Source organism: Streptomyces sp. YJ-C3, assembly GCF_053891275.1.
Genome location: NZ_CM132685.1, coordinates 6289012 through 6308446 on the forward strand (window position 1 = coordinate 6289012; position 19435 = coordinate 6308446).

The 19435-nt window shown below is 72.6% G+C and carries 20 protein-coding genes; 14 read left to right on the forward strand and 6 right to left on the reverse strand.

Going from position 1 to position 19435, the window contains the following annotated elements:
* The first annotated feature begins 14 nt into the window (after positions 1-14).
* The 3 genes from ACVHNB_RS28195 (at position 15) to ACVHNB_RS28205 (ending at position 2904) form a co-directional block, all read left to right on the forward strand.
* Positions 15-773 carry an SDR family oxidoreductase gene (locus tag ACVHNB_RS28195; RefSeq protein ID WP_428955744.1) on the forward strand — a complete coding sequence of 253 codons (759 nt, stop codon included), beginning with the start codon at positions 15-17 and terminating at the stop codon, positions 771-773.
* A 9-nt stretch (positions 774-782) separates the two neighbouring features.
* Positions 783-1811, forward strand: coding sequence for an L-idonate 5-dehydrogenase (locus ACVHNB_RS28200; protein ID WP_456226180.1), 1029 nt, complete (start codon positions 783-785; stop codon positions 1809-1811).
* Positions 1812-1884: 73 nt separating this feature from the next.
* On the forward strand, positions 1885-2904 hold the full coding sequence (locus tag ACVHNB_RS28205; RefSeq protein WP_456226181.1) for an aldo/keto reductase: 1020 nt from the start codon (positions 1885-1887) through the stop codon (positions 2902-2904).
* Positions 2905-2964: 60 nt separating this feature from the next.
* On the opposite strand, the gene ACVHNB_RS28210 is transcribed toward ACVHNB_RS28205, so the two are convergent.
* Positions 2965-4506, reverse strand: coding sequence for an APC family permease (locus tag ACVHNB_RS28210; RefSeq protein WP_428955741.1), 1542 nt, complete (start codon positions 4504-4506; stop codon positions 2965-2967).
* Positions 4507-4555: 49 nt separating this feature from the next.
* Positions 4556-5524 carry a hypothetical protein gene (locus tag ACVHNB_RS28215; RefSeq protein WP_428955740.1) on the reverse strand — a complete coding sequence of 323 codons (969 nt, stop codon included), beginning with the start codon at positions 5522-5524 and terminating at the stop codon, positions 4556-4558.
* A gap of 354 nt (positions 5525-5878) precedes the next feature.
* On the opposite strand from ACVHNB_RS28215, the gene ACVHNB_RS28220 reads away from it, so the two are divergent.
* From ACVHNB_RS28220 to ACVHNB_RS28250, 7 genes are all read left to right on the forward strand, one after another.
* Positions 5879-6769 (forward strand): DMT family transporter, encoded by an 891-nt coding sequence (locus ACVHNB_RS28220; RefSeq protein WP_456226182.1) that lies wholly within the window; start codon positions 5879-5881, stop codon positions 6767-6769.
* An 82-nt stretch (positions 6770-6851) separates the two neighbouring features.
* On the forward strand, positions 6852-7358 hold the full coding sequence (locus ACVHNB_RS28225; protein ID WP_456226183.1) for an NUDIX hydrolase: 507 nt from the start codon (positions 6852-6854) through the stop codon (positions 7356-7358).
* A gap of 21 nt (positions 7359-7379) precedes the next feature.
* Positions 7380-7772, forward strand: a complete 393-nt coding sequence (locus tag ACVHNB_RS28230; RefSeq protein WP_428955737.1) for a YidH family protein — start codon at positions 7380-7382, stop codon at positions 7770-7772.
* Positions 7769-8095: a DUF202 domain-containing protein gene (locus ACVHNB_RS28235; RefSeq protein ID WP_428955736.1), complete on the forward strand. Its 327-nt coding sequence runs from the start codon at positions 7769-7771 to the stop codon at positions 8093-8095. The genes ACVHNB_RS28230 and ACVHNB_RS28235 overlap by 4 nt, the downstream gene beginning before the upstream one ends.
* An 82-nt stretch (positions 8096-8177) precedes the next feature.
* Positions 8178-8474 (forward strand): hypothetical protein, encoded by a 297-nt coding sequence (locus ACVHNB_RS28240; RefSeq protein WP_428955735.1) that lies wholly within the window; start codon positions 8178-8180, stop codon positions 8472-8474.
* A gap of 183 nt (positions 8475-8657) precedes the next feature.
* Positions 8658-9686, forward strand: a complete 1029-nt coding sequence (locus ACVHNB_RS28245; protein ID WP_428955734.1) for a phosphotransferase family protein — start codon at positions 8658-8660, stop codon at positions 9684-9686.
* Between the two features lie 8 nt (positions 9687-9694).
* The gene (locus ACVHNB_RS28250) at positions 9695-10909 is read left to right on the forward strand and encodes an acyl-CoA dehydrogenase family protein (protein WP_456226184.1); all 1215 of its coding nucleotides are present in this window, start codon (positions 9695-9697) and stop codon (positions 10907-10909) included.
* A gap of 1 nt (position 10910) precedes the next feature.
* Here the strand turns inward: ACVHNB_RS28250 and ACVHNB_RS28255 are convergent, their stop codons facing one another.
* Positions 10911-11057 carry a hypothetical protein gene (locus tag ACVHNB_RS28255; RefSeq protein WP_428955732.1) on the reverse strand — a complete coding sequence of 49 codons (147 nt, stop codon included), beginning with the start codon at positions 11055-11057 and terminating at the stop codon, positions 10911-10913.
* 76 nt (positions 11058-11133) lie between these two features.
* Between ACVHNB_RS28255 and ACVHNB_RS28260 the strand changes: the two genes are divergently transcribed.
* Complete coding sequence (locus ACVHNB_RS28260; RefSeq protein ID WP_428955731.1) at positions 11134-12054, forward strand: LysR family transcriptional regulator; 921 nt, start codon at positions 11134-11136, stop codon at positions 12052-12054.
* Here ACVHNB_RS28260 and ACVHNB_RS28265 read toward each other — a convergent pair.
* The 3 genes from ACVHNB_RS28265 to ACVHNB_RS28275 are packed head-to-tail and all read right to left on the reverse strand — an operon-like array spanning position 11993 to position 15085.
* On the reverse strand, positions 11993-12586 hold the full coding sequence (locus ACVHNB_RS28265) for a TetR/AcrR family transcriptional regulator (protein ID WP_428955730.1): 594 nt from the start codon (positions 12584-12586) through the stop codon (positions 11993-11995). The two genes, ACVHNB_RS28260 and ACVHNB_RS28265, sit on opposite strands and share 62 nt — an antisense overlap.
* Before the next feature lie 34 nt (positions 12587-12620).
* Complete coding sequence (locus ACVHNB_RS28270; protein WP_456226185.1) at positions 12621-14288, reverse strand: class I adenylate-forming enzyme family protein; 1668 nt, start codon at positions 14286-14288, stop codon at positions 12621-12623.
* Entirely contained in the window at positions 14285-15085 is an 801-nt protein-coding gene (locus ACVHNB_RS28275; RefSeq protein WP_428955728.1) for an SDR family oxidoreductase, read from the reverse strand. The genes ACVHNB_RS28270 and ACVHNB_RS28275 overlap by 4 nt, the downstream gene beginning before the upstream one ends.
* Before the next feature lie 214 nt (positions 15086-15299).
* Here ACVHNB_RS28275 and ACVHNB_RS28280 point away from each other — a divergent pair, with 214 nt between their 5' ends.
* The 3 genes from ACVHNB_RS28280 to ACVHNB_RS28290 all read left to right on the forward strand — a co-directional run bounded on the left by ACVHNB_RS28280 (position 15300) and on the right by ACVHNB_RS28290 (position 19373).
* Entirely contained in the window at positions 15300-16556 is a 1257-nt protein-coding gene (locus ACVHNB_RS28280) for an exo-beta-N-acetylmuramidase NamZ family protein (RefSeq protein WP_428955727.1), read from the forward strand.
* A 199-nt stretch (positions 16557-16755) separates the two neighbouring features.
* Entirely contained in the window at positions 16756-18009 is a 1254-nt protein-coding gene (locus tag ACVHNB_RS28285; protein ID WP_456226186.1) for an MFS transporter, read from the forward strand.
* 92 nt (positions 18010-18101) lie between these two features.
* Entirely contained in the window at positions 18102-19373 is a 1272-nt protein-coding gene (locus ACVHNB_RS28290; RefSeq protein ID WP_456226187.1) for a serine-threonine protein kinase, read from the forward strand.
* Positions 19374-19435: the final 62 nt, after the last annotated feature.

Here is a 19435-nt window from a genome sequence, read left to right on the forward strand (position 1 = left end):
GGAGGAGTACGTCGATGAGCCACCCCCTGTTCGACATCAGCGGCCGCACCGTCCTCGTCACCGGGTCGAGCCGCGGGATCGGGTTCGCCCTGGCCCGCGGCCTCCTGGAGGCCGGCTGCACGGTCGTCCTGCACGGCCGCGACCCCGGCCGTCTCGACGAGGCGGCCCAGGAGCTCGGCGGCACGGTCCACACGGCGGCGTTCGACGTCACCGACGGCGCCGCCGTGGCCGCCGGGATCGCGGATGTCGAACGGCGGGTCGGCCCGCTCGACATCCTCGTCAACAACGCGGGCATGCAGCTGCGCGCCCCGCTCCTGGAGTTCACCGACGCCGACTGGCACCGGATCCTGGACACCAATCTGACGAGCGCGTTCCTGGTGGCCCGGGAGGCCGCGCGCGGCATGGTCGCGCGCGGTCACGGCAAGATCGTCAACATCTGCTCGCTGCAGAGCGAGGTGGTCCGCCCGGGCATCGCCCCGTACGCGGCCACGAAGGGCGCCCTGAAGATGCTCACCAAGGGCATGTGCGCCGACTGGGGGCCCGCGGGCGTCCAGGTCAACGGGCTGGGCCCGGGCTACATCGAGACCGAGCTGACCCGGCCGCTCGTCGAGGACGAGGAGTTCAGCGCCTGGGTGCGCCGCAGGACGCCGGCCGGCCGCTGGGGGCGCACCGAGGACCTGGTGGGCGGCGTCCTGTTCCTCGCCTCCCCCGCGGCGGACTTCGTCAGCGGCCAGATCCTGTACGTCGACGGCGGCATGACCAGCGTTCTCTGAGGAGGCCCGATGCTCGGCTGTGTGATCCACGGCGCCGGTGATCTGCGCGTCGACGAACTGCCCGCCCCCGAGCCGGGGCCGGGTCAGGCGCTGATCGCGGTCCGCTACGGCGGGGTGTGCGGATCGGATCTGCACTACTGGCGGCACGGCGGCGTCGGCGACTTCCGTCTGACGGAGCCGATGGTGCTCGGGCACGAGGTCGTCGGCACCGTCGTCGGACACGGTCCCGGCGCTGCGGGGCCCGCGCCCGGCACCGCGGTCGCCGTGCACCCCGCGACCCCGTGCGGCGGGTGCCCCGAGTGCCGGGACGGGCGGCGCAACGTGTGCCGTGACACCCGCTATCTGGGCAGTGCCGCCCGCACCCCGCACGTCCAGGGCGGTTTCGCCGCACGCCTGGCGGTCCCGGCCGAGCAGGTGAGGCCGCTCCCGCCGGGCCTGCCCCTGGAGCGGGCCGCGCTCGCCGAACCCCTCTCGGTGGCGCTGCACGCGGTGCGGCGGGCCGGGGACGTCGCCGGGCGGCACGTCCTGGTGACCGGCGCGGGCCCGATCGGCTGCCTCGTCGTCGCGGCGGCGAAGGCGGCGGGCGCGGCCCGGGTGACGGTGACGGACCTGCTGCCGAAGGCACTGGAGTACGCCTCCGTCGCGGGCGCCGACGTCCTCGTACGGGCCGACGATCCGGACGATCCCGGGTGGCCGGACGAGGTCGACACGGCCGTCGAGGCGTCCGGGGTGGCCGACGGGCTCGACGCCTGTCTGCGCCGGGTGCGGCGGGGCGGTGTGGTGGTGCAGCTGGGGATGCTGCCGCCGGGGGACAGCCCGTTCGCCGGGAACCTGGTGGTGAGCCGGGAGATCGAGCTGCGCGGCGCGTTCCGCTTCGACGCCGAGTTCGACGACGCGCTCGCCCTGCTCGCGCGCACCCCCTCGCTCGCCGGGCTCGTCAGCGCCGTGGTCCCGGTGGCCGACGCGGGCCGGGCCTTCGCGCTGGCGGCGGACCGGTCCGCCGCCTGCAAGGTGCTGCTGGACTTCGACAGCCCCTGAGCTCACGGGAGTTGGGTGGCCCCGGCACGAATCCTTGACTTCGAGCGCGCTCCAGCACGTTTACTGACCCGCCATGAAGTACACCCAGCTCGGACGCACCGGACTCAAGGTCAGCCGACTCGTGCTCGGCACGATGAACTTCACCGGCGAGGCCGACGCCACCGACGAACAGAGCAGCCATGCGCTGATGGACGCCGCCCTCGACGCGGGGATCAACTTCTTCGACACGGCGAACATCTACGGCACCGACGAGGAGAAGGGCGCCACGGAGCGCATCATCGGCTCCTGGTTCGCGCAGGGCGGCGGCCGGCGCGACAAGGTCGTCCTGGCGACCAAGCTGTACGGCAACATGACCAACGACGGCACTCCGTGGCACCAGCAGTCGTGGCCGAACCACGACCGGCTCAGCGCGCTCAACATCCGCCGCGCCGTGGACGCCTCGCTGACGCGTCTGCGCACGGACCACATCGACGTCTACCAGTTCCACCACATCGACCGGGCCACTCCGTTCGAGGAGATCTGGCAGGCGATCGACGTGCTGATCCGGCAGGGCAAGATCCTCTACGCGGCCTCGTCGAACTTCCCCGGCTACAAGATCGCCCAGGCCAACGAGACGGCGACGGCCCGCGGTCTGGCCGGGCTGGTCAGCGAGCAGTGCCTCTACAACCTCTTCGAGCGGCGCGCCGAGATGGACGTGATCCCGGCCGCCCAGGAGTACGGCCTCGGGGTCATCCCCTGGTCGCCGCTGCACCAGGGCCTGCTCGGCGGGGCGCTGCGCAAGGAGCGCGAGGGCACCGGTTCGCGCACCCACGTCGGCCGCTCCGCGACGGGCCTCGCGGACCCGGCGGTGCGGGCGCAGGTGGAGGCGTACGAGGAGGTCGTCGCCGAGCACGGCATGGAGCCCGGCGAGGTGGCCCTGGCGTGGCTGCTCGGCCGGCCCGGGGTGACCGGGCCGATCGTGGGTCCGCGCACCGCGGAGCAGCTGGAGTCGGCGCTGCGGGCGGTCGAACTCGACCTGCCCGCGTCCCTGTCGGCCTCGCTCGACGCGATCTTCCCGGGTCCCGGCCCGGCGCCTGAGGCCTTCGCCTGGTGACGCCCGACGTGCTCGCCGACCGTCGTCGCGACGGGTCCGGCGAGCACCGGGGCGCGGCGGTCAGCCCGCCTTCTTCTCCAGCTGGAACGCCTCGTTGCCGAGTCCGATCCGGGCGTGCGCCTCGGGGTTGCGGGAGCGCAGGACGAGGCTGTAGGCGACGCCGACGATCGCGGCCAGGGCGATGATGCCGGGCAGCAGCCAGTTCAGGGCGGAGTCGGGGCCCGAGCCGACCAGCACGTCGAAGTCCTTGATGGTGTAGCCGGCGATGACCAGCAGGGAGAGCCCCGCGATGCCGGAGGCGACCAGGCGCCAGGCCTGCGCGCCCGCCGCGCCGCGCTTGGCGAAGAAGGCGATGACCGCGAGGGACGCGGTGGCCATCAGCAGGATGACGCCGAGCGCGCCGACGTTGCCGCCCCACGTGAACAGGTGCAGAACCGGCGCCGTCGGGTCGCCGACCGGACCGTCGTCGGCGATCGCGAAGCAGACGACCACGATCAGGGAGATCACCGACTGCAGGACCGAGCCGGTGCCGGGCGCGCCGCTGCCGCTGTTGGTGCGGCCGAACGCGGCCGGGAGCAGCCCCTCGCGGCCCATCGCGAAGGCGTACCGGGCCACGACGTTGTGGAAGCTGAGCAGCGCCGCGAACATGCCGGTGACGAACAGGACATGGACGATGTCGGTGAAGGTACCGCCGAGACGGTCCTCGGTGAGGCCGAAGAGGAGTCCGGCCGACTGCTTCTGGGCCGCGCCGACGATGCCCGACGGGCCGGTGGCCACGGTCAGCGCCCACGAGCTGATCGCGAAGAAGACGGCCACGCCGCCGACGGCCAGGAACATGACGCGGGGGACGAGGATGTGCGGGCGGCTGGTCTCCTCCGCGTACACGGGCGCCTGCTCGAAGCCGGTGAACGCGGCGATGCAGAAGCACAGGGCGGTGCCGAGCCCGGCCCCGGACAGGGTCTCCGGGTTGAAGGCGTGCAGGGACAGGCCCTGGCTGCCCGGGTCGCCGATCGCCGCGATGTCGAAGACCACCACGACGGCGATCTCGAGGAGCAGCAGGACGCCGAGCACCTTCGCGTTCACGTCGATCTTCAGGAGGGCGAGCACGCCGACCGCGACGACGGCCACCAGCGCCGGGATCCACCAGGCGAGTTCGACGTCGAGGTACTGCTGGGCGAGGCCGGAGACCTCGAAGCCGAAGATGCCGAAGATGCCGACCTGCAGCACGCTGTAGGCGACGAGCGCGACGAGGGCCGCGGCGGCGCCGGCGGTCGGGCCGAGCCCGCGGGATATGTACGCGTAGAAGGCGCCGGCGTTGTGCACGTGCCGGCTCATCTCCGCGTAGCCGACGCTGAAGAGGGTCAGGACGACGCCGAGGATGAGGAAGAGCAGCGGCTGCCCGACCACGCCCATCACGGCGAACGTCGTCGGCATCACCCCGGCCACCACCATCAGCGGGCCGGTCGCGGCGAGCACGGACAGCAGCAGCCCGGCGGTGCCGAGCCGCCCGGCGCGCAGTGCGCTCTCCTCGCCCAGATACGTGCTGATGCCCGGCTCGGCCGTCACGGCTCTGTCGCTCGTGCTCGAACTGCCCGTCGTCATCGCGGGGTTGTCCCTTCCGATGGGTGCTTGCTGATTGCTGGCTGATCCTCTACGCCGAGCCGAGCGCGGCACTGCGCGCGGCGCGGAAGGCTTCGTACGGATCCCGGTCCGGGTACGACCAGGGGGCCGGGGTGATGTGCTGGCCGATGCGGTGGAACAGGGCGGCCGCCTCGGCCGGGCGGCCCTCGCAGTACTTGGCGTGGGCGAGGAAGTTGAGGTCGATGCGGCCGCGCGGGTGCGCGACACCGGCCCGGTCGTGCGGGTCGCCCCACTCCAGCCACCAGTCGAACGCGGCCTTCATGACGAGGCGGGCCCGCCGTCCCGCCCAGTGCCCGGAGGTCTTCGGGTCGCCGGGTTCGACGCCCGCCTTGGCGAGGACGCGGTACCGCTCGGCGTGCGCGACGACCGGGAGAACCGCCAACGGCGAGGCGGGCGGTGCCTGTTCGGCGGCCCAGGCGGCGAAGTCGTAGACCTCGTGCAGCGGGTCCTGTCCCGCGTCGGCGCGCCGCTCGGCGAGCCGCGCCACCATCAGGTGGTGCGCGTGGTGGTGGGCCGGGTGGCGGTGGCGCACCTCGTCGAAGAGCCGTACGACATCCTCCTCGCGCCCCAACTCCCGCTCCAGGAGCAGCAGCCCGAGCCAGGGAGTGGGGTCGAGGGGCACCAGCGCGGCGGCCTCCATGCAGGACTCGCGGGCCGTGTCGGGCCGGGTCCTGCCGGCGATGGCGCGGTGCACGGCGGCGCAGGCGAGGAGGACGGGTGCGTCCGTCGACTCGGGTTCGGCCAGGCGCCAGTCCTGGACCCAGGCGTTCGCGGTGGGTTCCTGGGCGAGGCCCATGACGCGGTGTCCGCGGCGGTCCCAGTCCTCACCGGTGGCGGCGAGCAGCGCCCGGGCCTCGGTCCAGCGGCCCTGCGCGAGGGCGGCGCGGGCGGTGACGAGCTCGGTGTCGTCGAGTGCGGGGTCGAAGGAGTGCGCGGGCTTCTTGCGGGGGCGCCCGAGCGGAGGCGGGGGTGGGGACACCGCGGCGGTTCCTCTACGACTGTTCAGATACGAAGCGACGAGCGTGCGGGCACCGACGCGACGCTGCGCGGCCCGGGACAGGATGATCACGCACAGCAAACCGGTAGGGGGGCCTCCGCGTCAAGGGTGGTCCGGTGACGGACTTCACCAACTCGTCGCAGGATCTGTCGAGTTCACTGTCCGGATCTTTGAAACACCGCCGTGAGCTGGGGCGTTGACCACGTGACACGAGTACGTTGCGGTCGGGTGTCGGGGTACCCGCCCGGGGCACCCGTGGGGCGGACGGCGCCGCGGGGCGCTATCGTCGGCGCAGACCCACTCCTGCCCGTTCAGCAGTCGCCCGAGGTGCGCAGCGTGTCGGTTCTCGTACTGGTCCTCGCCGTGAGCGCGGCGTTCTGCCTGGGCATCGGATTCGTCCTCCAGCAGAACGCGGCACGGCATGCCCCGCTCGGCGACTTCCTCTCGCCCCGCCTGCTGCTCGACCTGATCCGGGTGCCGCGCTGGCTCGCCGGGATAGGGCTGATGGTGTGCGGCATGGTGCTCGGCGCCGTCGCACTCGGCCAGGGCGAGGTGACCCTCGTCGAGCCGCTGCTGGCCACGAATCTGCTGTTCGCCCTGGTGCTCTCGCGCCGCCAGACGCGGCAGCCGCTCGGCCGGCAGGGCTGGGGCGGACTGCTGCTGCTCGCGGGCGGGGTGACGGCGTTCATCGTGGCCGGGCAGCCGCGCGGCGGCAGCGCGGTCGCCGATCCGCTGCGGCACTGGCTGATCATCGGGGTGATGGTCGGCGGCGCCCTGTTCCTCGCCGCGCTCGCCAAGCGGTCCCGGCTGAGCGCGGGGCCCGCACTGCTCGCGGTCGCGGCGGGGCTGCTGTACGGGGTGCAGGACGCGCTGACCCGGGTGAGCGGTCAGCGGCTCGCCGCCGGCGGGTGGCCGGCGCTGTTCTCCGGGTGGCAGCCGTACGCGGTGCTGGTGCTCGGTGTGACGGGGCTGGTGCTGGTGCAGAGCGCGTTCGAGACGGCGCCGCTGCGGATGTCGCTGCCCGCGCTGACCGCGGCGCAGCCGTTGGCGGGGATCGTGTGCGGGGTGGGATTCCTCGGGGACCGGTTGCGGACGGACACCGGGGCGCTGGCGTGGGAGGCGGCGGGGCTGGCCGGGATCGTGGTGGGTGTGGTGCTGCTGGGGTTGCATCCCGCCATGCCGGGCGCTGTCGCGCGGGAGCGGGACCAGGTCGGGGCCGGGGCCTGAGCCTCTCGTGGCCGGGTGCGGGTCGTGGTGGGTCGCCCGCACAGTTCCCCGCGCCCCTGAAGGGGCGCTTAGCCTCGCTCCCATGAATCCCGCTGAAGAGATCCTGGACATCGTCGACGAGCACGACCACGTCATCGGGCAGGCCCCGCGCGGCCAGGCCTATGCCGAGAACCTTCGGCACCGGTGCGCGTTCATCCTGGCCCGCGACCCGGAGGGCAACGTGTTCGTGCACCGGCGCACCACCACGAAGCTCGCCTTCCCGGGGATGTACGACATGTTCGTCGGCGGGGTCGTCGGCGCCGGGGAGAGCTATGCGGAGGCCGCTCTGCGGGAGGCCGAGGAGGAGCTCGGGGTGAGCGGGCTGGCGGCGCCGACCCCGCTGTTCAAGTTCCTGTACGACGACGGCGCCGGGCGGTCCTGGTGGTCGTACGTCCATGAGGTGACCTGCGGTCTTCCGGTGCACCCGCAGGCCGAGGAGATCGACTGGCACGCGTTCTTGAGCCCCGAGGAGCTGGAGCGGCGGCTCGGCGAGTGGCCGTGGACGCCGGACGGGCTCGCGGCGTACGAGCGGCTGAAGGCTCATCGGTGACGCACGGGTAATGTCCTGCGGGTGATCGAATTCGCGCGCAGCGTCCGCCTCTGGTTCGCGCCGGAGCGGATCAAGGACGAGGGTGATACGCCCGACTACCGCTTCTCCCTGGCCAACGAGCGCACCTTCCTGGCGTGGGTGCGCACCGCGCTGGCCCTGATCGGCGGCGGTTTCGCCGTGGACCAGTTCCTGCCGGACCTGCGCTGGGCCTGGCGCGTCGGACTCGCGCTCGCGCTGCTCGCCGCCGGTGTCCTCTGCGCACTGCGGGCGGTGAGCCACTGGGTGCGCTGCGAGCGGGCGATGCGGCGCGGTGAGGACCTGCCGGTGTCGCGGTTCCCGGCGCTGCTGAGTCTGGTGGTCGCGCTGGTCGCCGTGGCGATGGTCGTCGTGGTGATCGTCGGCTGGGAAGGATGAGCGGGGCAAACGGGGGCGCTCGCGACCCCGGGTTGCAGCCGGCCAGGACCCGGCTGGCGTGGCGGCGGACGACGCTGTCGTGCACGGTCGCGGCCGTGCTCGCCGTGAAGACCGTGCTGCACGGCGGGACCGGGCCGCTCGGGATCGTGGCCGCGGCGCTGTGCCTGGGGGTGTGGCTGGGGTTCCTCGGGGTCGCGCACCGCCGGATCACCGGGCTCGCGCTGAACGAGGCGGCGCCGCCGCTGATGTCCCGGCGGGGTGCGACGACGGCGGCGCTGTGCACGGTGGCGCTGGCCGTGTTCGCGGCGGCACTGGTCGTGTGAAGTCACCGCATAACGCAACTATCGGGACATTCAGGTCTAGCCTGTGCGGGGTCAGCCACGGACGTCACCGAAGGTGAGCACGATGACCACCCTCCATCAGGAGCACCCCGTCCACGAGCACGCGCACGGCCCGTCCTGCGGGCACCGGGCGGTACCGCACGGGGACCACGTCGACTACGCGCACGACGGGCATCTGCACGCCGAGCACGACGGCCACTGGGACGAGTGCGAGCCCGGCCGGCACGTCGCGCACGAGGGGCATGAGCACCGGCACGGAGCGGACTGCGGGCACGAGGCGGTCCCCCACGGCGACCATGTCGACTATGTGCACGACGGCCACCGGCACGCCGAGCACGACGGGCACTGGGACGACCACTGACCCCGTACGGACACGGAAAGGGCCCGGCACCTCGTGCCGGGCCCTTTCGCTTGCCGATGCGGCAGGGCACCGTAAGAACGATCACGTTTCCGTGGGTGACTGGACGACATACCGACTGGTCGGCATGATGATGCCCGTCACTGCTTCCGTCCCCTGACCCACCCGGACCTCCGGAGGACCCCGATGAGTCACCCCCCAGGCCTCGACCTCGACCAGCTGCGCGCCCACCTCGACCGTGAGCGGCCCGGCCTGGTCGGCGGTCCGCTGTCCGGGCGGCTCATCGAGGGCGGTCGCTCCAATCTCACGTACGAGGTCAGCGACGGGACGACGAAATGGGTGGTCAGGCGGCCGCCGCTCGGGCACGTGCTGGCCACCGCGCACGACATGAAGCGCGAGCACCGGGTGATCGCCGCGCTGCACCCGACGGCCGTGCCGGTGCCGGAGCCGCTGCTGCTGTGCGAGGACGACAGCGTGCTCGGGGCGCCCTTCTACGTCATGGAGTTCGTGGACGGCACCCCGTACCGGACCGCCGAGGAGCTGGCCCCGCTCGGGGCCGGGCGGACGCGCGCGGCGGTGCTCGGGCTCGTGGACACCCTGGTCGATCTGCACGCCGTCGACCCGGCCGAGGTGGGTCTCGGTGACTTCGGGCGGCCGGAGGGCTTCCTCGACCGGCAGCTGCGCCGCTGGGGCAAGCAGCTCGACGCGTCCCGCAACCGGGACCTCGCCGGGATCGACGAGCTGCAGGCGGCGCTCGGCCGCTCGCTGCCGGATTCCCCGGCGCCGACGATCGTGCACGGCGACTACCGCCTCGACAACGTGCTCGTACGCCAGGACCCGGACGGCGTCGACCGCATCAAGGCGATCCTCGACTGGGAGATGTCGACGCTCGGCGATCCGCTGACGGACGTAGGGCTGCTCGTGATGTACAGCGCTCCGCTGGAGCTGCCCGACTCCCCCATCTCCACGACCGCCACGGCCGCCGGGCACCCCGCCCCGGCCGAGCTGGTCGAGCGCTACGCCGCGCGCTCGGGGCGCGACGTGTCCGCGGTCAACTGGTACACGGCGTTCGCCTGGTTCAAGCTCGCCGTGATCCTCGAGGGCATCCACTACCGCTACACGCTCGGCCAGACGGTCGGCGCCGGCTTCGACCGGATCGGCGAGCTGGTCCCGGTCTTCATCGAGCACGGCCTCACCACCCTCAAGGAAGGCTGATCCACCCCATGGACTTCGCATTCGACGCCCGTACGCAGGAGTTGCGGGACAAGCTGCTCGCCTTCATGGACGCGTACGTGTACCCGGCCGAGGCCGTCGCCGCCGAGCAGCGCGCCGCGCTCGACTCGCCGTGGGACACCCCGGCCGTGGTCGAGGAGCTGAAGGCCGAGGCGCGCAGGCAGGGCCTGTGGAACCTTTTCCTTCCGGACGCCGAGCACGGCGCGGGCCTGACCAACCTCCAGTACGCGCCGCTCGCCGAGATCACCGGGCGCAGCCCGCAGTTGGCGCCGACCGCGCTGAACTGCGCCGCGCCGGACACCGGGAACATGGAGGTGCTCGCCCAGTTCGGCACCGAGGCGCAGCAGAAGCAGTGGCTGGAGCCGCTGCTCGCCGGGGAGATCCGCTCGGCGTTCGCGATGACCGAGCCGGAGGTCGCCTCCTCCGACGCCACGAACATCACGACGCACATCGAACGCGACGGCGACGACTACGTCATCACGGGGCGGAAGTTCTACATCTCGGGCGCGATGAACCCGAACTGCAAGGTCTTCATCGTGATGGGCAAGACGGACCCGGACGGGCCGGACATCCGCCGCCAGCAGTCGATGGTCCTGGTGCCGCGCGACACCCCGGGCGTCGAGGTGCGCCGGGCCATGCAGGTGTACGGCTTCGAGGACCACTGGCACGGCGGGCACGCCGAGGTCGTCTTCGACCACGCGCGCGTGCCGGCGAGCAGTCTGATCGGCGAGGAGGGCGGCGGCTTCGGCATCGCGCAGGCGCGGCTCGGCCCGGGCCGGATCCACCACTGCATGCGGCTGATCGGCATGGCCGAGCGCGCGATCGAGCTGATGTGCCGGCGGGCCGTGGCCCGCACCGCGTTCGGCAAGCCGCTCGCCCAGCAGGGCGTGGTGCAGGAGTGGATCGCGGACGCGCGCGTGGCCGTGGAGCAGGTGCGGCTGCTGGTCCTGAAGACGGCCTGGCTGATGGACACGGTCGGCAACCGCGGGGCCCACACGGAGATCCAGTCCATCAAGATCGCGACGCCGCGGACGGTCGTCGACATCATCGACAAGGCGGTGCAACTGCACGGCGCGGGCGGGGTGTCGCAGGACTATCCGCTGGCGGAGCTGTGGGCCGGGGCGCGGACGCTGCGCCTGGCCGACGGGCCCGATGAGGTGCACCAGCGCTCGTTGGCGCGGCGCGAGTTGAAGCGGTACCTGTAGGTCAGTATCCGCCACCGCCGACGTGGTCCATCAGGGCCAGCCTGCGCAGGAAGCAGCGTGCGCGCAGGAGTCGGCGGGCCAGGGCCCGGGTGAGCGGCGGGCGGCCGGGGGCGTGGGCGGCGGTCCAGAGAAGCGGTACGTGGTCCATGGGGTCCAGCCTTCCGCCGGCCCCCTCCCCGGGTCCAACAGATCGTTTCGCTCGCTGCCATCCATAGAATCGATGGGTGGAGATACGTCAGCTGCGCCACTTCGTGGCGGTCGTGAACGAGGGCGGTTTCACCGCGGCGGCCCGCGCCGAGCTCATCGTGCAGTCCGCGCTCAGTACGTCGGTCCGGAATCTGGAGCGCGAGCTGGGCGCGGAGCTGTTCGACCGGACGGGCCGCCGCGTCGTGCTCACGGAGGCCGGGCGGGCGCTGCTGCCCCAGGCGCGGCAGCTGCTGGCCGGGGCCGCCGCGGCGCAGCAGGCCGTGGCCCGGGTGGCCGGGCTCGGGGCGGGGCGGGTGGCGGTCGGCACCATCCAGACGCTGACCTGTGTGGACCTGGCGGCCGAACTCGCCGCTTTCCACCGGGAGTTGCCCGGCATTCAGGTGTCGGTGCGGGAGGCGCCGGTGGAGGAGCTCATCGAGGGGCTGCGGGCCGGGGAGCTGGACCTCGCGTTCCTGGCGCCGGACGCCCGTCGGCTCCCCGACGGGCTGGCCTCGTTCGGGACGTGGCAGGAGGACCTCGTCCTCGTGACGGCCCCCGGGCATCCCCTCGCCCGCGCCGGGCGCACGCTCATCAAGGATCTCGCCGACGAGCCGTTCGTCGACTTCCGGGCCGGCACGGGCCTGGAGACGGCGGTGCGGCGGCTCGCCGCGCACTGCGGCCTGGAGCGGCGGATCACCTGTGACGTGACGCAGATCGGGCTGCTCGTGGAGCTCGTACGGGCCGGGATCGGGGTGGCGATCGTGCCGCGGCGGATCGGCGAGGCGGCCGGGCTGCCCTGTGTGGCCATCCGGCAGCCCGAGCCGGGGCGCGCGATCGTCCTCGCGGGCCGGGCGCCCCGGCCGCGCAACCCGGCGGCCGAGGCGCTGCTGGACCGGCTTACGGGCGCAGCGCCCGCAGCAGCAGGTCGGCCAGCTGGTCGGCGAGCTGCTGCGGGGTGAGCGGGCCGCCCGGCCGGTACCAGGTGGACAGGTGGTGGACCGAGCCGAAGTGGTAGTCGACGACGAGGTCGGCCGGGGTGGCGGTGGAGAAGACGCCGTTCTTCTGGCCCTCCTCGATCAGCGCCCGGAACCGCTCGTGGTAGCGGCGCCGCTCGGCCCGTACCTGCTTGTTCTTCTCGGGGCTGAGGTGGTGCATGGAGCGGAAGAAGATCGCCGCGTCGTCGAGGTTGTCGATCGTCGTGACGACGACGTCCGCCGCCGCCTCGCGCAGCCGCTGCTCGACCGGCTCGTCCCGGTCGGCGAAGGCGTCGAGCCGCTCCTGCTGGAGGCGCAGGACCCGCGCGTACACCTCGTGCAGCAGGTCGTCCTTCGAGCCGAAGTAGTGGTAGAGGGCGCCCTTGGTGACGCCCGCCGCCTCCACGATCTCCTGCACCGACGTGCGGTCGTAGCCGCGCTCGGCGAACAGCCGGGTGGCGGCCGCGAGGAGTCGTTGCGGAACGGGCGTGCCGTCGCCGTCCGTCGCCTTGGGCACTGCCGCCACCTGCCTTCCGTACCTGGTGTGTCACTCAGCTCTGTACCGACGGGGAACGCAGTTCCCGCCGGAGGATCTTCCCACTTGCCGTCTTCGGCAGCTCGCGCAGGACCTCCACCTCGCGCGGGTACTTGTACGCGGCGAGCCGGTCCTTGCAGTGGGCGGACAGCTCGTCGGGGGTGGCGTCCGCGCCCGGGCGCAGGCTCACGTAGGCCTTGACGCTCTCGCCACGGTACGCGTCGGGGATGCCGACGACGGCCGCCTCGCGCACGGCGGGGTGGGTGTAGAGCACGTCCTCGACCTCGCGGGGCCAGACCTTGAAGCCGGACGCGTTGATCATGTCCTTCTTGCGGTCGACGACGTAGAGCCAGCCGTTCGCGTCCATGAAGCCGATGTCGCCGGTGCGCAGTTCGCCGTCGGGGAAGGCCTCGGCGGTGGCGTCGGGGCGGCGCCAGTAGCCCGGCACGACCTGCGGGCCGCGGACCGCGATCTCGCCCTGTTCGCCGAACGGCACCTCGTTGCCGAGGTCGTCGAGGATGCGGACGACCGAGTCGGGCCCGGGCACGCCGACCGCGAGGGTGCCGGACACCGGGTCGACGGGCGCCTCGACACCGGGCGGCACGGACGCGCAGGGCGCGGTGCACTCGGTCAGGCCGTACCCGTTGTGGATGTAGGGGCCGAAGGCGGCGCGGAACTTCTCGACCAGCGCGGGCGGCACCGGGGCGCCGCCCGAGGAGATGGAGACGAAGGACGCGAAGTGCTCGCGGGTGGCCTGCGGCTGGGCGCCGAGCGCCATGAAGGCGGTGGACGGGCCGACCGTGTAGGCGGGCCGGTGCTCGGCGAACGCGTCGAGGACGACCCCGGGTTCGAAGCGGTAGGCGAGGGCCAGGGTGCCGGTGTTGGCGAAGCTCGCGACGAGTTCCGCGACCATGCCGGTGATGTGGAACAGCGGCGCCAGCGCGAAGTAGGTGGCGCCCTCGGGCAGGCCGAGTCCGGTGCGCTGCCGTTCGGCGTTGTACATGATGTTGCGGTGCAGGTTGGTGGCGCCCTTGGGGGTGCCGCTCGTGCCGGACGTGTAGCTGATCAACGCGATGTCGTCCGGGGCGAGTTCACGGTCCGCGGGGGCCGTGAGGCCCTGGCGTGCGACGGCCACGAGGTCGTCGGCGTCGGCGGGCTGCGGGGTCACGCGCTCGAACTTCAGCACCCGCTCGTCGTTGCGGGTCTGCAGGTCAAGTTCGCAGGCGGTGAGCACGACGCGGACGGAAGAGCCGGCCGCCGTCTCGCGCAGATACGAGTCCCAGGCGCGGTCCGTGCAGACCAGACCGGTCACCTCGGCGTCGTGCAGGACGTGCCCGACCTCGCCCGACTTGTACATGGGGTTCACGGGGACCACGACCGCGCCCGCCTTGAACGCGCCGAGCAGCGCGAGCACGAAGTGCGGGGTGTTCTGCAGCATGATCGCCACGCGGTCGCCGCGGCGCAGGCCGCGGGCGGCGAGATGACCGGCCACCGAGTCCGACAGGGCGTCCACATCGGCGTACGTGAGGCGGCCGTCGAAGTAGGCGAGGGCGGCGCGGTCGGGGGCGCGGCGCACGGCGTCGGCGAAGACGTGGGCGATGGTGGCGACCGGGGTGACCGGGGCCTTCTGCGCGTCGCTGAGGACGCCGAGCCAGGGCCGGGCCGCGTAGATCGAGTCCGTCACTGTGCGGCCTCCCACTTCTGCTGGATGTGGTTCATGCCGGTCAGCCAGCGCTCGGGGGTGGCGGCGCGGGCCGCGTAGTACTCGGCGACCTCCGGGTGCGGCAGGATCAGGAAACGGTCCTCGGCGATCCCCGCGAAGAGCGCGTCGGCGACGTCCTCCGGCTCGATGGCGGTCGGCGCGAGGACCAGGTCGCCGGCCGAGCCCGCCGCCGTGAGCATGTCGGTGCGTACGCCCTGCGGACAGATCGCGTGGACCTTGAGACCGCGGTGCCGGTACGTGAGGGAGAGCCACTCGGCGAAGGCGTACGCGCCGTGCTTGGTGACGCTGTACGGCGCGGCGCCGACCATGGTGAGCAGGCCCGCGGCCGAGACCGTGGAGACGAAGCGGCCGCTGCCGCGCTCCAGCCAGCCGGGGAGCAGGGCGTGGGCGGCGCGGACGTGCGCCATGACGTTCACGTCCCAGGCCGACGCCCACACCTGCTCGGCGGCGGCCTCGGTGCCGCCCGAGGCGAGGCCGGCGTTGGCGCAGTAGATGTCGACGGTGCCGCCGAGGGCGTCCCGGGCGTCGTCGATGATCGCGGAGGCGTCGCCGGGGACGGCCGTCGCGCCGAGTTCCCCGGCGACCGCCTTCGCCTTGTCGGCGTCGAGGTCGTTGACGACGACACGGGCTCCGGCGGCCGCGAACCGGCGGGCGAGGGCGGCGCCGATGCCGCCGCCCGCGCCGGTGACGACGACTCCCTGATCCCGCAGGTCAGGCTGTCCCTGTGGCCCTTGTGGTCCCTGAGGGCTCTCCACCATCGGGTCTCCTTCGACGCGACGCGAAACACGGCTCGGTTGCCTCAGCAGACTAACCAGTCGGTATGGAGCCGCGGAAGGGGTTCCCGGGGTTGATCCGGGCCAGGTTCGTTCCCCGCCGCCGGTCCGGGCGATAGCGTGCATGGCCATGCCAGTTCCGGTGATCACGGAGCGGGCCGGCCTGGCGCACCGTTCCCTTTCCAGGAGGTCGACTGCAGTGAATGTGTCCAGACGGATGCTGCTCGCGGCGAGTGCGAGCGCGGGTGCGGCGGGCGCCCTGAGCGCCGGCGCCGGGACGGCGAGCGCCTCGTCCGGCGGTGGCGGCCGGCGGCTGCGGACCGGTTTCGAACGCCTCGCGGCGGACGGCTACCGGCTGCTCGACGGCCAGAAGGTCGGCATCGTCACCAACCCGACCGGCGTCACCCGCGACGTGCGGCACATCGTCGACGTGATGCATCCCGACGAGCGGGTGAACCTGGTCGCGGTGTTCGGGCCCGAGCACGGCTTCCGGGGCACGGCCCAGGCGGGCGGCTCGGAGGGGCGCTACGACGACCCGGCGACCGGACTCCCCGTCTACGACACGTATTTGAAGAGCGGTCAGGCGCTGGCGGACATCTTCACGGCGTCCGGTGTCGACACGGTGGTCTTCGACATCCAGGACGTCGGCGCCCGCTTCTACACGTACATCTGGACGCTGTACGACTGCATGGAGGCGGCGCAGCTCGCGGGCAAGAAGTTCGTCGTCCTCGACCGGCCGAACCCGGTGACCGGCCGGGGCGCGTACGGGCCGGTCCTGCACAAGGAGTTCGCGACCTTCGTCGGCCGCCGGGAGATCTCCCAGGCGCACGGCATGACGGTCACGGAGCTGGCCCGGCTGTTCAACGGCGAGTACCTGGCGCGCCCCGTCGAGCTCGCCACCGTCACCATGACGGGCTGGAAGCGCGGCGACTTCTACGACGCCTCGGGACTGCCGTGGGTGCCGCCGAGCCCCAACATGCCGACGGTGGACAGCGCGCTGGTGTACTCCGGGACGTGCCTGTTCGAGGGCACGAACCTGTCCGAGGGGCGCGGCACGACCCGCCCGTTCGAGCTCCTCGGCGCCGACGGGATCGACGGGCGCTGGGCCGCCAGGGCCAATGAACTCGCCCTGCCCGGCGTGCACTTCAGAGAGGCGTACTTCGCGCCGACGTTCTCCAAGTTCCAGGGCAAGACGATCGGCGGCGTGCAGATCCACGTGGACGACCGGGAGACGTACGACCCGGTCCGCACCGGCATCGCGCTGCTCGTGACGGCCAAGGCGGTGTGGGGCGACTTCGCCTGGCGCTCGGACAACTGGATCGACAAGCTCACCGGTTCCACCCAGGTCCGCACGATGATCGACGCGGGGGCGTCGACGGACGAGGTGGTGGCGGGGTGGCAGAAGGAGCTGACGGCGTTCCGCACCGTGCGCCGCCGCTATCTGACCTACAAGTAGACCCGGCCGGGGGCGCGGGGAACTGCGCGGCCAGCCACCCGGCACGCGCGTACCGGCGGTCTCAGAACACGAGACGGCGCGTCCCAGGCATTGACTGCACTATGCAGCTACCGCGACAGTGCACGACGTGCTCAAAGACGACTCAACCAGGGAAGACGCGGCCCCGACGGCATCGGCGCAGGCCCCCCGCCCGGAGGGCTTGCGCCGCGTCGCCGTGGCGAGCTTCATCGGTACGGCCATCGAGTTCTACGACTTCTACGTCTACGGAACGGCCGCCGCCCTCGTCCTCAACGACGCGTTCTTCCCGAACCTCTCCTCCCTGAACGCCACCCTCGCCTCGTTCTCGACGTACGCCGTCGCGTTCGCGGCCCGCCCGATCGGCTCGCTGGTCTTCGGGCACTTCGGCGACCGGATCGGCCGCAAGTCGGTCCTGGTGGCCTCGCTGCTCCTGATGGGCCTGTCGACGGCGTGCGTCGGTCTGCTGCCCGGCTACGACACGCTGGGCGTCTGGGCGCCCCTGCTCCTCGTCCTGCTCCGGTTCCTGCAGGGCGTCGGCCTCGGCGGCGAGTGGGGCGGGGCGGCGCTGCTCGCGGTGGAGCACGCGCCGCGCGGCAGGCGCGGCATGTTCGCCGCGTTCCCCCAACTCGGCCCGTCCGTCGGCTTCTTCGCGGCGACCGGCATCTTCTGGCTGCTGTCGGAGACCCTGTCGGACGACGCGTTCCAGTCCTGGGGCTGGCGCATCCCGTTCCTGCTGTCCTTCCTCCTCGTCGCCGTCGGCCTGTTCGTACGGCTGAAGATCAGCGAGACGCCGGTCTTCGCGAAGGTGATGCGGGATCAGGAGGCCAGCAAGGCACCGGCGTTGGAGGTCTTCAAGCGCCACCCGAGGGAGATCCTGCTCGGCGCGGGCGGCATGGTCGTCGCGTACGGCCTCTTCTACACGGCCACCACCTACTGCCTCGCGTACGGCACGAAGACGCTCGGCGTGCCGCGCAGCACCATGCTCGCGGTGTCGCTGGTGGCCTGTCTGTTCCTGGCGGGCGGCACCTGGCTCGCCGCGACGCGCTCCGACGCGGGCGGCCGGCGGAAGACGGTCCTGGCCGGTTCCGGACTGGCGGTCGTGTGGGGCCTGGTGCTGTTCCCGCTGATGGACACCGAGCAGCCGGCCCTCATCGCGCTCGCGCTGGGCGGCGCCCTGTTCTGCATGGGCGTGGTGTACGGCCCGATGGGCGCGTATCTGCCGGAGCTGTTCGGCGTGCGGGTGCGCTACTCGGGCGCCTCCTTCGCGTACAACCTGGGCGGTGTGCTCGGCGGCGCGGTGGCCCCGCTGGTGGCGACCCGGCTGCAGAGCGCGTTCGGGTCGTCGTCGGTGGGCTGGTACGTGAGCGCGATGGCGGTCGTCTCGCTGCTGTGCGTGCTGGCCCTGCCGGAGACCCGGGAGCGCGAACTCTCCTGATTTCCCCGTCCTGTGACGGAGCGTATGGCCAACCCCCGGCCGCGGCAGGACGATGCGGCACACCGCACGGACGACTGCCACGGGGGTTGGCCATGGCCGTACCGGAAGTACACGTACGTCCCTACTGGGAGCTGGTGTTCGACGCCGAAGGGGACCCGGAACCGGGGCGGCGCGACCGGCTGCTGCACGAGGTCCGCGAGCGCGGGGTCCGCGATCTCGTCGTGCTCACCCACGGCTGGAACAACGACCGGTCCATGGCGACGCGCCTCTTCGACCGCTTCTTCGCGCCGTTCCCCTCGCTCGTCCCGTCGGCCCGGCTCGGGTACGTGGGCGTGCTGTGGCCTTCCATGCGATTCACCGACGAGCCGATCCCCGACTTCGAGCCGTCGCTCGCGACCGCGTCCACGACGCCGCGCACCACCCTGGCGCGGGGCACACAGCGCGCGCTCGTCGAGGCCTTCCCGGACAGCGGCCCGGTCGTCGACGAGCTGGCCCTGCTCCTCGACCGGCAGTCCGACGAGGAGAGCGCGTTCGACCGGTTCGGCGAACTGGTCCTCCGGTTGGTCGGCGACCGTCCGACCGCCCTGGACGCGGACACCCGGTACGACAACCCGCCGGGGGCCGCTCCCGCGATGCTCCAGGAGAACACGCACGCCGTGTGCCTGGCGTTCGCCGCGGCGCTGGAGGCCGCCGAGGGCCCGGCGGCCTTCCGGCTGCCCGGCGGCCTCGCCAAGGCGTGGCAGGGCGCGCACGAACTGCTGCGCCAGGCCACGTACTACGTGATGAAGAGGCGCGCGGGAAAGGTCGGGCAGGACGGGCTCGGGCCGCTGCTGGGACGCCTCGCGCACGACGCGCCGGGCGTGCGGGTCCATCTGGTGGGCCACAGCTTCGGGGGGCGTCTCGTGTCGTTCGCGCTGCCCGGCCTCCCGGCGGCGGTCCGCGTCGTGAAGTCGGTGACGCTGCTCCAGGGCGCCTTCTCGCACTACGCGTTCGCTCCCCGCGGCGTGCTCAAGGGTCAACAGGACCGGATCGACGGCCCGTTGGTATCGTGCCACTCGCACTTCGACACGGCGCTGAGCACGATGTACCCGCTGGCGTCCCGGCTCGCCGGGGACGACCGGGGGCTCCTGGACCTCGGCGCCCGCTGGGGCGCCCAGGGCTTCGACGGCATCCTGGACGTGCCCGGCGCCGTCCGCCTCACCCTCGCGGACGCGCTGCGGGCGGGCGTCCCCGGCACGGGATGCGTGAGCGTGGACGCGGCCCAGGTCGTCCGGCGCGGGCCGCCTCCGGCGGGGGCGCACAGCGACATCTGCCACGAGGAACTGGCCCGGGTGATCCTCGCGGCGGGGCGGGTGACCGGCTGAGGCGCCGCGGACGTGTCCGCCCCGGTTCCGGGCGGACACGTCCGCGGCTGCCCCTCGGGGCA